The 14,490-nt window shown below is 65.7% G+C and carries 18 protein-coding genes and 1 pseudogene; 13 read left to right on the top strand and 6 right to left on the bottom strand.

Features of this window, described 5'->3' with window-relative positions:
* The first annotated feature begins 116 nt into the window (after positions 1–116).
* The 3 genes from ACZBJS_RS14840 to ACZBJS_RS14830 all read left to right on the top strand — a co-directional run bounded on the left by ACZBJS_RS14840 (position 117) and on the right by ACZBJS_RS14830 (position 2,983).
* Positions 117–1,163 (top strand): glycosyltransferase family 2 protein, encoded by a 1,047-nt coding sequence (locus ACZBJS_RS14840; protein ID WP_316395501.1) that lies wholly within the window; start codon positions 117–119, stop codon positions 1,161–1,163.
* Positions 1,160–2,002: a ChbG/HpnK family deacetylase gene (locus ACZBJS_RS14835; RefSeq protein ID WP_168856543.1), complete on the top strand. Its 843-nt coding sequence runs from the start codon at positions 1,160–1,162 to the stop codon at positions 2,000–2,002. The genes ACZBJS_RS14840 and ACZBJS_RS14835 overlap by 4 nt, the downstream gene beginning before the upstream one ends.
* Positions 2,003–2,131: 129 nt before the next feature.
* Positions 2,132–2,983 carry a DUF2076 domain-containing protein gene (locus ACZBJS_RS14830; RefSeq protein WP_463438851.1) on the top strand — a complete coding sequence of 284 codons (852 nt, stop codon included), beginning with the start codon at positions 2,132–2,134 and terminating at the stop codon, positions 2,981–2,983.
* A 72-nt stretch (positions 2,984–3,055) separates the two neighbouring features.
* Here ACZBJS_RS14830 and ACZBJS_RS14825 read toward each other — a convergent pair whose 3' ends face one another.
* On the bottom strand, positions 3,056–3,859 hold the full coding sequence (locus tag ACZBJS_RS14825; protein ID WP_076827521.1) for a L,D-transpeptidase: 804 nt from the start codon (positions 3,857–3,859) through the stop codon (positions 3,056–3,058).
* A gap of 310 nt (positions 3,860–4,169) precedes the next feature.
* Between ACZBJS_RS14825 and ACZBJS_RS14820 the strand changes: the two genes are divergently transcribed.
* Both ACZBJS_RS14820 and ACZBJS_RS14815 read left to right on the top strand, forming a co-directional pair.
* Positions 4,170–4,946 carry a protein phosphatase CheZ gene (locus ACZBJS_RS14820; RefSeq protein ID WP_076827745.1) on the top strand — a complete coding sequence of 259 codons (777 nt, stop codon included), beginning with the start codon at positions 4,170–4,172 and terminating at the stop codon, positions 4,944–4,946.
* A 236-nt stretch (positions 4,947–5,182) separates the two neighbouring features.
* Complete coding sequence (locus ACZBJS_RS14815; RefSeq protein ID WP_141339615.1) at positions 5,183–5,461, top strand: hypothetical protein; 279 nt, start codon at positions 5,183–5,185, stop codon at positions 5,459–5,461.
* A gap of 231 nt (positions 5,462–5,692) precedes the next feature.
* Here ACZBJS_RS14815 and ACZBJS_RS14810 read toward each other — a convergent pair whose 3' ends face one another.
* Positions 5,693–6,211, bottom strand: coding sequence for a hypothetical protein (locus tag ACZBJS_RS14810; protein WP_026192247.1), 519 nt, complete (start codon positions 6,209–6,211; stop codon positions 5,693–5,695).
* 318 nt (positions 6,212–6,529) lie between these two features.
* On the opposite strand from ACZBJS_RS14810, the gene ACZBJS_RS14805 reads away from it, so the two are divergent.
* From ACZBJS_RS14805 to ACZBJS_RS14795, 3 genes are all read left to right on the top strand, one after another.
* Entirely contained in the window at positions 6,530–6,826 is a 297-nt protein-coding gene (locus ACZBJS_RS14805) for a co-chaperone GroES (RefSeq protein ID WP_018269780.1), read from the top strand.
* 204 nt (positions 6,827–7,030) lie between these two features.
* Positions 7,031–8,680: a chaperonin GroEL gene (groL, locus tag ACZBJS_RS14800; RefSeq protein WP_316395499.1), complete on the top strand. Its 1,650-nt coding sequence runs from the start codon at positions 7,031–7,033 to the stop codon at positions 8,678–8,680.
* A gap of 90 nt (positions 8,681–8,770) precedes the next feature.
* On the top strand, positions 8,771–9,061 hold the full coding sequence (locus ACZBJS_RS14795) for a hypothetical protein (protein ID WP_253624923.1): 291 nt from the start codon (positions 8,771–8,773) through the stop codon (positions 9,059–9,061).
* A gap of 31 nt (positions 9,062–9,092) precedes the next feature.
* Here the strand turns inward: ACZBJS_RS14795 and ACZBJS_RS14790 are convergent, their stop codons facing one another.
* Complete coding sequence (locus ACZBJS_RS14790) at positions 9,093–9,461, bottom strand: antibiotic biosynthesis monooxygenase family protein (protein WP_463438850.1); 369 nt, start codon at positions 9,459–9,461, stop codon at positions 9,093–9,095.
* A 98-nt stretch (positions 9,462–9,559) separates the two neighbouring features.
* Between ACZBJS_RS14790 and ACZBJS_RS14785 the strand changes: the two genes are divergently transcribed.
* Entirely contained in the window at positions 9,560–10,036 is a 477-nt protein-coding gene (locus ACZBJS_RS14785; RefSeq protein ID WP_316395498.1) for a MarR family winged helix-turn-helix transcriptional regulator, read from the top strand.
* A gap of 108 nt (positions 10,037–10,144) precedes the next feature.
* Positions 10,145–11,344, top strand: a complete 1,200-nt coding sequence (locus ACZBJS_RS14780; RefSeq protein ID WP_229192773.1) for a hypothetical protein — start codon at positions 10,145–10,147, stop codon at positions 11,342–11,344.
* An 18-nt stretch (positions 11,345–11,362) separates the two neighbouring features.
* Here the strand turns inward: ACZBJS_RS14780 and ACZBJS_RS14775 are convergent, their stop codons facing one another.
* On the bottom strand, positions 11,363–11,560 hold the full coding sequence (locus ACZBJS_RS14775; RefSeq protein WP_057018092.1) for a hypothetical protein: 198 nt from the start codon (positions 11,558–11,560) through the stop codon (positions 11,363–11,365).
* Positions 11,561–11,808: 248 nt separating this feature from the next.
* On the opposite strand from ACZBJS_RS14775, the pseudogene ACZBJS_RS14770 reads away from it, so the two are divergent.
* Both ACZBJS_RS14770 and ACZBJS_RS14765 read left to right on the top strand, forming a co-directional pair.
* Positions 11,809–12,108: pseudogene (locus tag ACZBJS_RS14770) on the top strand (ester cyclase); the annotation flags it as partial.
* A 56-nt stretch (positions 12,109–12,164) separates the two neighbouring features.
* Entirely contained in the window at positions 12,165–12,335 is a 171-nt protein-coding gene (locus ACZBJS_RS14765) for a hypothetical protein (protein ID WP_463438861.1), read from the top strand.
* 204 nt (positions 12,336–12,539) lie between these two features.
* Here ACZBJS_RS14765 and ACZBJS_RS14760 read toward each other — a convergent pair whose 3' ends face one another.
* Together ACZBJS_RS14760 and ACZBJS_RS14755 are read right to left on the bottom strand one after the other, a co-directional pair.
* Positions 12,540–13,007: a PaaI family thioesterase gene (locus ACZBJS_RS14760; RefSeq protein WP_463438849.1), complete on the bottom strand. Its 468-nt coding sequence runs from the start codon at positions 13,005–13,007 to the stop codon at positions 12,540–12,542.
* On the bottom strand, positions 12,964–13,602 hold the full coding sequence (locus ACZBJS_RS14755; RefSeq protein WP_316395576.1) for a bifunctional transcriptional activator/DNA repair enzyme AdaA: 639 nt from the start codon (positions 13,600–13,602) through the stop codon (positions 12,964–12,966). Before ACZBJS_RS14755 ends, ACZBJS_RS14760 begins: the two co-directional genes overlap by 44 nt.
* 206 nt (positions 13,603–13,808) lie before the next feature.
* Here ACZBJS_RS14755 and ACZBJS_RS14750 point away from each other — a divergent pair, with 206 nt between their 5' ends.
* On the top strand, positions 13,809–14,486 hold the full coding sequence (locus ACZBJS_RS14750; protein WP_316395495.1) for a hypothetical protein: 678 nt from the start codon (positions 13,809–13,811) through the stop codon (positions 14,484–14,486).
* Positions 14,487–14,490 lie beyond the last annotated feature (4 nt).

The raw sequence follows: 14,490 nt of genomic DNA, 5'->3' as shown, positions 1-14,490 counted from the left end.
ACAGCTACCCTGCGGTACCATATTGTGTTCGAGGGATCTCTCGTTTTGACGCGGTGTCTTCGTGCGAGGCGGAAGGCCATTTCGCTCGAAAACGCTCTAGTTCTGGAACCTGACCGATGATGCTGGGCTCTGACGTTTCCAGCCTGACCACGACCGCCAAGACCGCCGCCGGGCAGGGTCTGTCGATCGTCGTGCCCGTCTACAACGAGGCGGCCGGGCTTGCTGCGTTGCATGAGCGGCTGATCAACCTCGCCAAGACGCTGCGCGCCCGCTATGGCCTCGCCTGCGAGGTGATCTATGTCGATGACGGCAGCGCGGACAACACGCTGATGATCGCGCGCGGCCTGCCCGCCGACGGGCTCGACCTGCAGGTGGTGTCGCTGTCGCGCAATTTCGGCAAGGAGGCGGCGCTGATGGCCGGCCTCGACCACGCCCGCCGCGGCGCGGTGCTGTTCATGGATGGCGACGGCCAGCATCCGCCGACGCTGGTGGAGCAACTGGTCGCGCACTGGATCGATGACGGCTATGACGTGGTCTACACGGCGAAGGCGCATCGCGACAATGAATCGGCCGCGCGGCGGCTGGCCGTGCGCGGCTTCTACGCGCTGATCAACTGGGGCGCCCGGCAGCAGATCCCGGAGGATGCCGGCGACTTCCGTCTGCTGTCGCCGCGCGCGGCCGCGGCGCTGCGGCAATTGCCGGAGCGCAACCGCTTCTTCAAGGGCCTCGCCAGCTGGATCGGCTTCCGGCAGATCCGCGTCGACTACGAGCCGGCGCCGCGCGCGCATGGCGTCACCACCTTCAATGCCGGCCGGCTGATCGGTCTGTCGATCGAGGGCCTGACCTCGTTCTCGGTGGCGCCGCTGCGCTTCGCAAGCCTGCTCGGCGCGCTGCTCGCCGGCGTGGCGTTCCTGTTCGGCCTCTCGATCCTGTGGGAAGTGCTGACCACCGGCAAGCAGGTCCCCGGCTATCCGTCGCTGATGATCGGCATGATGACGATCGGCGGCGTGCAGCTGATCATGATCGGCATCGTCGGCGAATATATCGGCAAGATCCTCTCCGAGCTGAAGGCGCGGCCGATCTACTTCGTCGCCGAGCACACCGAGAAGCACGCCGACGGCGGCGCGGCGCAAAATGCCTCCGAGCGGACCGCCGCGGAATGAACACCGATACGCCGCGCCGGATCTGGCTGTGTGCTGACGATTATGGCTTGAGCGACGGCGTCAACCGCGCGATCCGCGACCTGATCGAGCGCGGCCGCCTCAATGCGACGTCGGTGATGACGGTGACGCCGGCGATCGGCCGCGATGCGGCCAGCGCACTCACGGCGTCGGTGGCGAACAGCCCGCGCTGCGCGATCGGGCTGCATGTGACGCTGACCGCGCCGTTCCGGCCGCTGACGATGCATTTCCGCCCGCTCGACAGCGACATGTTCCTGCCCTTCCCGCGGCTGCTGCGCGCCGGGCTGATGCATCGGCTCGACGCCGAACTGGTCCATGCCGAGGTGCTGGCGCAGCTCGACGCCTTCCATGATCTGTTCGGCCGCGCACCCGACTTCGTCGACGGTCATCAGCACGCGCAGCTGTTCCCGCAGGTGCGCGACGGCTTCCTGCGCGCCGTGAAGGAGCGCGCGCCGGGCGCCTGGGTGCGGCAGTGCGGCCGCGAAGGCCCGCTGGCGCGCCAGCTGGCGGCGCCGAAAGCGCTGGTGCTGAACGTGCTCAGCACGCAGTTCCGGATCAAGGCGCAGCGAGCAGGCCTGCGGTTCAATCCGGCCTTCGCCGGCGCCTATGATTTTACGCGCGGCAATGATTTCGCGGCGCTGATGCAGGGCTTCCTCGACGGCATGCCCGAGGACGGACTCGTGATGTGCCATCCCGGTTTCGTCGACGAAACGCTGAAGAGCCTCGACCCGCTGACGACGCAGCGCGAGACCGAACATGCCTATCTGGCAGGCGTCGATTTCCCCGCGCTGCTGGCCCTGAATAAAGTTACACTGGCCTGACAAGGCTCATAGGAATCCGCCGGTCGTATTGTCGCATACATAAATTTAATTCTGGCCCCCACTCCTTGCGCCACAAACCCCGTCCTACATCTCGGACGCGCCGATTCGATCGACGCGATGGAGAACGCCATGACACCGCAAGAACGCCAACTGATCGACGATCTCTTCGACCGGCTCGCCAAGCTGGAGAATGCCCCGCGCGACGGCGAGGCCATGTCCGCGATCATGCAGGGCCTGCGCAGCGCGCCGAATGCGGTCTACGCGCTGGTGCAGACCGCGCTGGTGCAGGACGAGGCGCTGAAGCGCGCCCATGACCGGATTCAGGAACTCGAGGCCGCGGTCGGCCAGCAGCAGGGAGCCCAGCAGCAGGGCGGCGGTTTCCTCGATTCGATGCGCGATGCGATCTTCGGCGGACAGGGCCAGCAGCATGGTTCGGTGCCGCCGGTGCGGGCGCCCGACATGGGCGGCCGCGATCCTGGCAGCCGCCCGGTCTGGAACTCGGGCCAGGCGATGCAGCAGGCCGGCGGCGGCTATGGCCAGCCTTACGGCCAGCCCGCGCAACCCTACGGCCAAGGCTATGGCGGCCCGCAGCCGCCGGCGCTCGGCGGCGCGCCGGGCGGCGGTGGCGGCTCGTTCCTCGGCACGGCGGCGGCGGCCGCGGCCGGCGTGGTCGGCGGCGGACTGTTGCTCTCCAGCATCCGCGGCGTGATGGGTGGCGGCAGCCACCAGTCGATGGCCGATGCCGGCGGCCTCGGCGGCGGTTCGCGTCCCTGGGGCGGCGACCAGTCGTCGAGCGACCTCGCGCGCGACGCCGGGGTCAACGACATCGGCTCCAACCGCGACAGCGGCTCGCGCGCCGGCGCGTTCAACCAAGCGCAGGCCGACCGGGACAGTGACGATGATCAAGACGCCGACGACTTCGACAATGATGACGACGGCTTCGACGGCGGCGGAGATGGTGACGACAGCAATTACGCGTAAGCGTCTCACCTGAAACACAAACGGCCGCTCCATCGAGCGGCCGTTTTATTTTGATCGATCGGGACTACAACTTCACATCACAACGACCCTGGCGCCGACATTGACGCGGCCGTAGAGGTCGATGACGTCCTCGTTGCGCATCCGGATGCAGCCGGACGAGACGTTGGTGCCGATCGTCCAGGGCTCGTTGGAGCCGTGGATGCGATAGAGCGAGGAGCCAAGATACATCGCGCGGGCGCCGAGCGGATTTTCCGGGCCGCCTTCCATGTGCCGCGGCAGATCGGGACGGCGCGCCAGCATTTCCGGCGGCGGCGTCCAGGCCGGCCACTCCTTCTTGGCCGAGATCGTCTTGACGCCGGCCCAGGTGAAGCCGGGCCGGCCGACGCCGATGCCGTAGCGCAGCGCGCGGCCGTCGCCCTGCACCAGATAGAGAAACTTGTTCGGCGTATCGACGACGATGGTGCCGGCGCTTTCCTTGCCGCTATAGTCGACCAGTTGCTTCTCGTATCTCGGATCGAACGGACGCTGCGCCGGATCGCCCGCGGCCTCTTCCTGCTGCCGGAGCATCTGCTGCTGCGGATCCATCGGCGGCAGCTGACGGTTGCCGTAATAGCCAGGCTGCTGCTGATACGGCTGTGGCGAATAACCCTGCGACGACGGCGCATCGCCGAACAGGAATTCGATGAAGCCGCCGCCCATGTTGGAGCGCTGCGGCTGCACATAGGCGGTGCGCATCGGCGGCTGCGGAGCGCCCTGATTGGCATAGATGACGGCGGGCCCGGCGGGCGCTGCCGCGTCGATCGCCATGGCGTGATGGGGAACGGCAATAAGAGAAGACGCGCCGGCGAGCAGCGCAAGCGTGGTTTTCCTGAACATCGACGTACTCTGTACTGGTTTCGTCGTGACGTGATGCGCGCGGCGCCGACTTTGCGCCGTTGCACGTGGTCAATAAGCAATGAAAACCGCATCGGTTTGGTAAACGGATCGGCCGTTTCGATTCACCACATCGGCAATGGAGCGCGGTTTTCCCTGACAGCGTTTATTTTGCGTGAACGGCGTGGCGACATGGTTAATCGCCGGTATCGCCGCGCTTGCGCGCTATCCGCGCAAACAGTTCCGGCGTGAACCTGACGTTAAATCCGCTCTGTCTAGAACGGACTTCAGTGAAGGGGCGGGAATGAAAATCATGTCAGTGAAGCGCAAGCGTTTTCGTGTCGAGCAGGCGATGGGCGAGGTTGTGATGCCGGAGCCGGATGTTACGGGCGGCGCCGATCTCGGTCCGATGCATCGCGAGATCATGGCCGAGCTTCGCTCGATCCGCGCCCAGATGGCCGCAGCCCCGGCACAGCGCACCGGCGACAGCGTCGATGCGGCGGTCGCCCGCGAAGTCGCCGAGACCCACGCGCTGCTCGAGACCTACCGTGCGCAGGTCGAACAGTGTGAGAAGCTCAAGGTCGAGCTCGACCTGATCCACGACGCGATCAGCCGCACCAAGCGCGAGATCGCCGTGCTGCATGGCAAGAGCTTCAACGGCGAGGAGATGGCCAAGGTCAATGGCGAGCTCGGCGCCGTGGTCGGCGGCACCGAACAGGCCACCCAGCAGATCCTCGAGGCGGTGGAGGCGATCGACCAGGCCGCGTCCGCGCTCGCCAACAACGTCACGCCCGACCAGCAGAAGCGGCTCAGCGAAGATATTCAGGAGCGCGTGGTCTCGATCTTCGAGGCCTGCAACTTCCAGGACCTCACCGGCCAGCGCATCAGCAAGGTGATGCAGACGATGAAGTTCATCGAACAGCACATCAACGAGATGATGAACATCTGGGGCGGCGTCGACGCGATCAAGTCGCACGTCCCGGCGATCGTCGACACCCGCGAGGGCGATGCCCGCCTGCTCAACGGTCCGAAGCTCGACGGCGACGCCGGCCACGCCTCACAGGACGACATCGACGCGATGTTCAACTGAGGTTTCTCAGATCAGCACGAAAAACGCCGGCCCTCGGGCCGGCGTTCTTGTTTGAGCGAGCCCACCCAGTAGAGGTCACCAGACACAGCGCCGTGCTCGTGCTGCCGTTGCGCCGGCTTCACGCACAGACGTACGGCCGCGCGCGGGCGTTGATCTACGTCAATCCGATCCATGCCTTGCTGCTCATTATGTTGGGCCGCGCCTGAAGCGGCGCACCATCTTTTGGCCCGCCCGCGATGAGGAGGATCACCATGCGTCGGACGAACATTTTTCCAACCAAGTCAGTGACGGTTGCGGGAATAGCGGCGAGCCTGATGTTGGGGTTTGCAGGCGCCGCTCTCAGTCCAGCACCGGCCAACGCCGTGATTTACTGCACGTATGTCGGTTATCCGGCAGGCTGCGTGGCGCGGGCAGGCGTTGTGCTCAGGCCTCGTCCGGTGGCGCGCGCTGCGGTCCGCCACAATGCGGGCGGCAATTTGAATGGCGGCGTCAATCGGGTTGGCGTGCGGCGATAAGGCCGTGTTTGCGGGTCTCCTTCCCTTCTCCCCTTGTGGGAGAAGGTGGCGCGGATGCAATCCGCGCCAGATGAGGGGTTGTCGCCGCCTACTCAAATCTCGAAAGGGTCACTCGCGGAGGGAGACCCCTCACCCGGATTGCATCTGACGATGCAATCCGACCTCTCCCACAAGGGGAGAGGTGCACCGACTATGCGGCGCTTTGTCGGAAGATCGCTCGAAGTCCCGCCGTTACGCCCTCGGGGCGCAGCGGACGTAGACCATGTTGCCGTAGCGGACCCCGGCGTCCTTGTCGACGAAGCGGGTGATCATGACGCGGCCATCGAACGAGACGATCTCGCGGTCCTGCTCGCCGGGCGTCGGTCCAGGCGGGCCGATATAGTTCTTGCCACTCGGGGAACCCTTCAGCCGCAGTTCCTGCGGGGTGGCCTGGTCGGCCAGATGCATGATGACGCCGCCGTTCTGGCCGGCGCCGATCACGTAAGGCTGCTTGCACTGGCCGCGCGCGGCGGCCTCGGTGCGGGCGCGATCGGCGGGATTCTGGAACGAGGCGAGACCCCAGCGGCCGACGATCTCATCGGCGCGGATGCTTGCGGGCATTTCGGGGGCGACCCCCGGCTCGGCTGGCGCCGGCTCAGGGTTCGACGACAACGACGGCAGGCTCATGCTGCCGCACGCCCCCAAGAGTGTCGTCAGCGCCGAAACAGCCGCGAACCGTGCGACCAATCGCGCGTTGAATGACCTGATCATATGCATCCCCCGACTATGTCCCGGCCGCACCCGTCCTGCAGCCAAGCGTAAAACTTAAGACGGAGCAATGACGTCTGACAAAATTACGTCATCGCTACGATTTGGTTTCTGGTCCACCATCCTATATTGGCCTCACCAAGGCCTTAACCCGTTTGCTTGACAGAAACTGCGCCAGGCCATATTTCCCGGCCCACAATTAGCACTCTCGCACCACGATTGCTAAGAGCGTCGGGCGTCCTGCCCAGCGCCGACCGGGCCGGCATCCAACGCCGGTCCCGATGAACCGGACCTGAAACCGAGCCTCCAAGAGGGAACGTCATGGCTAAATCCACCTTCCGCCCCCTGCACGACCGCGTCGTGGTCAAGCGTATCGATGCCGAGGAGAAATCCAAGGGCGGCATCATCATTCCGGACTCGGCGAAGGAGAAGCCGTCCCAGGGCGAGATCGTCGCCGTCGGCCCGGGTGGCCGCGACGAGGCCGGCAAGCTGATCCCGATCGACCTCAAGGTCGGCGACCGCGTGCTGTTCGGCAAATGGTCGGGCACCGAGGTCAAGCTCGACAACCAGGAACTCCTGATCATGAAGGAGTCCGACATCATGGGCGTGCTGGCGTAAGCGCCACGACCAATTCGAGAGCGCCCACTCTCTCCGCCGTCATTCCCGGACCTGATCCGGGCATCCATCAATCTTCGCAAGATTCTCGCAAGGACGATGGATTGCCGGGTCATCTGGCACGAAGACGCACTTCGTGCTTTTGCCCGGCAATGACGAGCGCAGATGCCGGGCGACCGCATCCAATCATTCCAGGAGTTCAAATCAATGGCTGCCAAGGACGTAAAATTCGCCGGAGAGGCCCGCGACCGCATGCTGCGCGGTGTCGACGTGCTCGCCAACGCCGTGAAGGTGACGCTCGGCCCCAAGGGCCGCAACGTCGTCATCGAGAAGAGCTTCGGCGCTCCCCGCATCACCAAGGACGGCGTCACCGTCGCCAAGGAGATCGAGCTCGACGACAAGTTCGAGAACATGGGCGCGCAGATGCTGCGCGAGGTCGCTTCCAAGACCAACGATACCGCCGGTGACGGCACCACCACCGCGACCGTGCTGGCGCAGGCCATCGTCCGCGAGGGCGCCAAGTCGGTCGCCGCCGGCATGAACCCGATGGACCTCAAGCGCGGTATCGACACCGCGGTCGCGGCCGTGATCAAGGACATCGAGAAGCGCGCCAAGCCGGTCGCCTCCTCGTCCGAAGTCGCCCAGGTCGGCACCATCTCGGCCAATGGCGATGCCGCGATCGGCAAGATGATCGCGCAGGCGATGCAGAAGGTCGGCAACGAGGGCGTGATCACCGTCGAGGAGAACAAGTCGCTCGAGACCGAGGTCGATATCGTCGAGGGCATGAAGTTCGACCGCGGCTACCTCAGCCCCTACTTCATCACCAACGCCGAGAAGATGACCGCCGAGCTCGAGGATGCCTACATCCTGCTGCACGAGAAGAAGCTGTCCGGCCTGCAGTCCATGCTGCCGGTGCTGGAAGCCGTGGTGCAGTCGGGCCGTCCGCTCTTGATCCTCGCCGAGGACGTCGAGGGCGAGGCGCTGGCGACCCTGGTCGTCAACCGCCTGCGCGGCGGGCTCAAGGTCGCCGCCGTCAAGGCGCCGGGCTTCGGCGATCGCCGCAAGGCGATGCTGGAGGACATCGCGATCCTGACCGGCGGTCAGCTGATCTCCGACGACCTCGGCATGAAGCTCGAGAGCGTCACGATCAACATGCTCGGCCGCGCCGGCAAGATCGTGATCGACAAGGAGAACACCACGATCGTCAAGGGCGCCGGCAAGAAGAAGGACATCGACGCCCGCGTTGGCCAGATCAAGGCGCAGATCGAGGAGACCACCTCGGACTACGACCGTGAGAAGCTGCAGGAGCGCCTCGCCAAGCTCGCCGGCGGCGTTGCGGTGATCAAGGTCGGCGGTGCGACCGAGGTCGAGGTCAAGGAGAAGAAGGACCGTGTCGAGGACGCGCTGAACGCGACCCGCGCCGCGGTGCAGGAAGGCATCGTGCCGGGCGGCGGCGTCGCGCTGCTGCGCGCCAAGAAGGCGGTCGGCCGGCTCACCAACCCGAATGCTGACGTCCAGGCCGGCATCAACATCGTGCTCAAGGCGCTCGAAGCTCCGGTCCGCCAGATCTCGGAGAACGCCGGTGTCGAGGGCTCGATCGTGGTCGGCAAGATCCTCGAGAACAAGTCGGAGACCTTCGGCTTCGACGCGCAGACCGAGGACTATGTCGACATGGTCGACAAGGGCATCATCGACCCCGCCAAGGTGGTGCGCACCGCCTTGCAGGACGCCTCCTCCGTGGCCGGCCTGCTCGTGACCACCGAAGCCATGGTCGCCGAACTGCCGAAGGACGCGGCGCCGGCAATGCCGGGCGGCGGTGGCGGCATGGGTGGAATGGGCGGCATGGGCGGCTTCTAAGCCTCCCCCATCCCTATCGAGATCGAAGGCCGCCTCCGGGCGGCCTTCTTTTTTGCAGTTTGATTACGATCGGGATGCAAGGATCATCTGATGTCCCGCGACGCCAAATCACTGACGTCAACGCTCGTGCTGTTCTACGCGATCGGCGCACTGCTTGCGCTCGGCGCCTATGCCCTGGACAGCCTCGATGATCTTGCGGTCGTCTTGACGTTCTGGCTCAGGCAAACGCTGACGTTTGTCGTCCTCGGCGCGGGTTATGGCGTCTATTACGTCATTTCGGGTTCTGCCGGTCATCGTCCAAAAGCGCCGTTGCGATTTCTGGACATCTCGTTTCTGGCCGCTGCTTCCACGCTTGGGGTTGGCATCCTCGTGCACAGCTGAGCGATCCTTGATGCGACGGCCTGACAGTCCGTTACGCCACGCAGATGTCCGGCACCGCCACCTTCTGGAACAGGTGCGGCGAGGCTACCGCCGAGGCCGGATAGGCCGAGAGCTTGGCCCTGAACTCGGGGTTCATGAAAGCGGCGCGGAAGGCGGCGGTCGATTCCCAGACCGCGTAGTTCAGATAGGCCGGGCTCTCGCCGAGCGCGCGGTGCAGCTGGGTCGAGATGAAGCCCGGCTGCCGCTTCATGATGGCGGCGTCGTCCTGCCAGGCCTTGAGAAACGTGTCCTCGTCGGCCGCATCGAGCGTGAAGAGGTTGATGAGCACGACGTTGCTGGCATCGACCGCGAGCTGGCGGTCGATCGGGAAAGCGGGGTCCAGGGGGCGCATCTGCGGCATGGTTGGCTCCGTTCGATATGGCGTTACCATGTCATTCCGTACTGATGGATACATGCAGAAATTGACATTATGATGTCAATACGTTTATATGGTGACAAATGCCGAATGCAAAACGAACGCCGGCGGGCGAAGCCCTGAGCACCCTGATTCCCGACCTGTTCAGGCTCAACAGCCTGCTGTTCACATCAGGCGACCGGCTGGTGGCCGGGCTCGGGCTGACCAGCGCGCGCTGGCAGATCCTCGGCGCCATCGTCGCCACAGAGCGCCCGCAACCGGTCGCATGGCTGGCGCGCGACCTCGGCGCTGCCCGACAGAACGTGCAGCGGATCGTCAACGACCTCGAACGGGACGGGCTCGTCGCCTTCGAAACCAACCCGCATCACCGCCGCGCCCAGCACGTCGTGCTGACCGCCAAGGGGCGGCAAAGCTTCGACGCGGCCATGCGCCTGCAGCTGCCTTGGGTGAACGGCCTCGCCGACGGGCTGTCGATGAAGGACCTCGAAACCGTGAGCCGGGTCGTGACGGTGCTGCGCGGCCGACTGGAGGGCGGCGAGGAACCTGACGAACGCACATGACCGCGATAGCGGCGCGAGGCCGCCGTTAGGCGGCCTTCTTTTTTGGCCAATGACATGGAGGTTTGCTAGTTACGACGGAACCGATTCTGCCCTTCGAGGACTTATCGTATGCGCGCGCTCCCGCTCCTGCTGCTCGGTCTTGCCGTCACCTCGGCGCCTGCCCTCGCCCAGATGAAGCTGCAATCGAAGGCGGCTCCCGCCAATGGCCCCGAGACGCGCTATTTCACCTCGATCGACGGCCTGATGGACGGCAATGCCGACGTCGTGCTGAAGGAAACCCGCCAGGGCAAGACCGTGACCGCGGCCGTGCTCGACGTCTGCTATCCCGCCGACAAGAGCTCCGACCGCAAGGACCGCTTCGTCGCCAACCTGACCGTCAGCGGCCAGACGCTTTCCGGCACCGCCCAGAGCGTCGCCGACAAGCAGCCGGTCACCGTCAAACTGAACCGCAAGCAAACCGGCGACGGTTTTGAGTTCCGCGGCCAGATCACGATCGGCCAGACCGTGACCGAGGTCGCCTCGACGGACAATTCCGATCTCAGCGAGAAGGAATTCCAGGACAACCAGGCCACCGAGGACGGCATCACGCCGCAGCCGAAGGATTTCACTGACGTTTCGCCGGAATCGATCGGTGTGCGGGTGAAGCTCGATGCGGCGGCGGATTTCCTCAAGAGCCTGAAAGGCGAGGCCGTCGAGATCGGCACCTCCAGCCTTGCGGTGACCTGCGATGCGATGCGCTCCGGCGAGCAGACCATCAACCTCACCGTCGATCCCGAGCACGCCGGCGCGCTGCTCGCCAAGGCGAAATCCGCGCCCGGCGTGACCGCGGCCGGCTGGACCAGCGGGGTGGTCGAGATGGACCGCACCATCCGCTTTGCTGCCGCCGATTGGCGCGAGGGCGACAAACTCAACCATGACAAGCTGGCAACCGCGATCGCGGGCGTGCTGGCGAAGACGCTTGCCGCAAAGCCCGCCTCGGCGACGTGGAACGCGAACACCGGCAAGCTCAAGCTGGTGCTGAAGCGGCCCAGCGCGATTTACCCGGCACTCGGCCTCACCCAGAATTACGAGATCACTGCCCTGGTCTCGCCCGACAAGCCCGGCAGCTCTGACCGGCTGATGCTGTGGGTCTCGAGCCCCACCGTTTCGACATCGGACGACAGCGCCGGCGCCAAGCTCAATCTGTCCGACGATTCCAGCAGCGACGAGGAAGGCAGCGAGACCAGGGACGACAACGGCGCGATCGACGCGCTGCTCAAGGAGTTCAAGGGCCAGCGCTGGGACGCCGACAAGTCGGTGTGGCGGTAAGGCCGCCGCTGTCCTGAGTTAAGCCGCCTTCGTCTTCAGCGGCACGACGTTGTCGCGCACGGCCTTCGGGGTGGCGTCCGGACCGGACTGAAGCATCCCGTCGCTTCTGACGAACAATTCGGAACGAGGCTCGATCGCAGCGCGATCGAGCAGCGCCCGCAGCTCGTTACGAAGTCCGTCGCCGCGCAGCGCGGCGATCGCATCGAAGTTGCGCATGATGTTCTCCTGCGTGATCGCAATCAGATTCTCGCATTCGTCTTTCGCGAGCCACCCGCTTCCCGATTCCGCGACGACGCTCGAGAAGCCGTGCTAAGCGCCATATCGACACAGCGGAATCTCGTCTGAAACTCGATCGCTCGCCCGATCTGAAATCGGGTGGTGCGAGACACGCCTCCAAATGTTCACTGCGCGCATCGAGAGAGCGCCGGTCGCGATACTGGCAACGCGCAAATGGAGACGAAGAGATGTCAGAGGAAAACAAGAACGTCGTAGGCCGGTGGTTCAAGGAGTTCTGGGGCAACCCCTGGAATCCGCGCATCATCAACGAGCTCGCCACAGCAGACATTGTCGTGCACTACCCGATGCACGAACCGAAGAAGGGCCGCGCCGCGGTCACGCAGTTCATAACCGAATTTCGCGAAGCCTTTCCGGATCTCAATTTCTGGGGCGTCGGCGATCTCGTCGCGGAAGGTGATCTCGTCGTCGGCCGCTGGGAAGGCGGCGGTACGCACACGGGACCTGCGTTCAGCGACTTCCGCCTCGGCTCGTTGCCCGCGGCCTCCGGCCGCAAGATGACGTTCGCCGGCACCACCTGCTGCGCGTGCAGGACGGACGGATCGCCGAAGAGTTCGGACAGGAAGATGCGATCACCGCCATGCTGCAGCTCGGCCTCATTCGTTTGCCCGAAAGCGACGGAGCCGCGTCGCGGCCGGGCGGCGAGCTGCCCGCCGGCTGGAACAACATGCCGGGATATCCGGAAGGGCCGCGCTGAGCACGGCCAGAGTGCATGGCTCCATCGACGATCGCATCATGACTACCCGAACGCGCTTGATGCGCGTTCGGGTAACGCAATCGATCGGCACGGTGAACTTGAAGGTCTCTAAGCCGCAGGCTTGCTGGAGGCATTCCAATATTGCTGCGCCGGCATCGTATCTCCCGATGCAGCGCCGGCGCGGTCTCGCGGCCGCAATTTGCGTCAAGACGGGAAGATCAGGCACGTCGTCGTGCCGTGGGCGAGCAGCCGGCCCTGCTCGTCGGTGACCTTGCCTTCGGCGGTGCCGATGCGACGGCCGCAATTGAGCACATTGCCTTCCGCCCTGATCGGACCGGTGTCGGGCGTGATCGGACGCACCAGCGAGATCTTGAACTCGAGCGCGGTCTGGCTGGTGCCGGCATCGAGCGTCGACTGCACCGCAAGCCCCATGCAGCTGTCGAGCAGCGTCGCGGTGAGGCCGCCATGCACGGTGCCCGCCGGATTGAGATGCGCGTCGGTCGGTACCAGCGTGACGACGACGCGGCCGCGCTCGGCTTCGGCGACGTCATAACCGAGTGTCCGCGCGATGGTGTTGAGCGGCAATGCGCCGCTGGCGAGACCCTGCACGAATGCGAGGCCGCTCATCTTAAGCTTCTGTTCCGCACTGACGGTGCCGTAGCTCTTGGCCATTGCCGATCTCCATCGGGGTTGATTGCATCGCGACGGTTGGCCGCTTGCCCCGCAGCGACGCGGCGGAGCGGCCGTAGAGTTTTGCGATTGCGGCATTCATGCGCCGCGCGCTGGAGAAGCCGGCGTGCTGCGCCACCAACGCAAGCGGCAGCTCGCTGCCGTCGATCAGGCGCTTGGCGCGCTGCACGCGCAGCGACAGCGCGACCTGGAGCGGCGAGGCATCGAGATGCTCGGCGAACAGACGCGACAGATGCCGCGCGCCGACGCCGAGCCGCCCCGCCAACGCTTCGACATTGCCGCGGTCGAGCGCGCCTTCCTCGATCAGCGCCAGGGCGCGCTCGACGGTGGTCCTGGTACCTTTCCAGGCCGGGCAGAACGGCGCCGCCTCGGGACGGCAGCGCAGGCAGGGCCGGAAGCCAGCACGCTCGGCCGACGCCGCGCTGCCATAGAACCGCACGTTGCGCGCGAGCGGCGTGCGCGCCCGGCAGACAGGGCGGCAATACACGCCGGTGGTCTTGACCGCGACGAACACGACGCCGTCCCAGGCCGGGTCGCGGCGCTGAAAGGCTGCATATTGTGCGGCGAAATCGAGCATGCGACCGCTATAGCCCCGCCCGCGCGCCGCGACGACCCGCTTTGCGGGGACGACGTCCGGAAACGACCGCTGGTGCGGAAGATACCCGGGCATCTACGGGGGCCTGCGACCAAAAGACTTCGTGCCGCCGCAGTTCGGTCACCGAAAATTAAGGCTCGATTTAGTTTCGAGGATCATGCTTTGCGCCATCGAACACAGGTCACGCCATGCAAGACCGCGAGCCGATCAACGCTGCGAGCATCTGGCCGACAGATGTGACGGAGGGTCATTCGCCGGCACAGACGGCGGACCTCTGGGATGTCACCGGCGAGAACCACGACGCCGCCCTGCTGCTGCGGGAGCCGTTTGCCGACCGCATCGGCACCGCGCTCTTGGCAGCGACCGCACTCGCTGCAAGCTTCGTGCTGGGATGGACCGGCGGAGCCAACTGGCACGACCTTGCAGCTCCCGCCCCGGTCCCGGTGGTCCAGAAGGAAGCGCCGGCCCCGCACATTGCGGAGGTGGCGCCGAGCCGAAAGAACGAGGGCCCGCGCCGGGCCGCGTCCAACGCCGACCCCGTCGTCACCGGCAGCATTCCGAGGACCGCGCCGGCCAGCCCGCGTCCGCTCGCCTTGGGCGCCGCGCCGACGACCTTGAATGCACAGGCCGCCGCATTGGGGCCGAAGCAGCCGCCGGCGGCGGCGCCGGAGACGCGGCCGAGCACCATTCCCGGATGGTCGGTGGTCGAAGTCCGCGACGGCACCGCCGTGCTCGAGGGGCCCGAGGGCGTCAAGATGGCCGCGCGCGGCGACGTCGTGCCCGGCCTCGGACGGGTCGATTCCATCGTGCGCTGGGGCAACCGCTGGATCGTCGCCACCGCAAGCGGACTGATCGCAACGCCCTGAGCGT

Source organism: Bradyrhizobium sp. KZN70725 (assembly GCF_055264925.1).
Note: the sequence above shows the minus strand (reverse complement) of the source record. Positions and strands in the feature narration are given on the sequence as shown.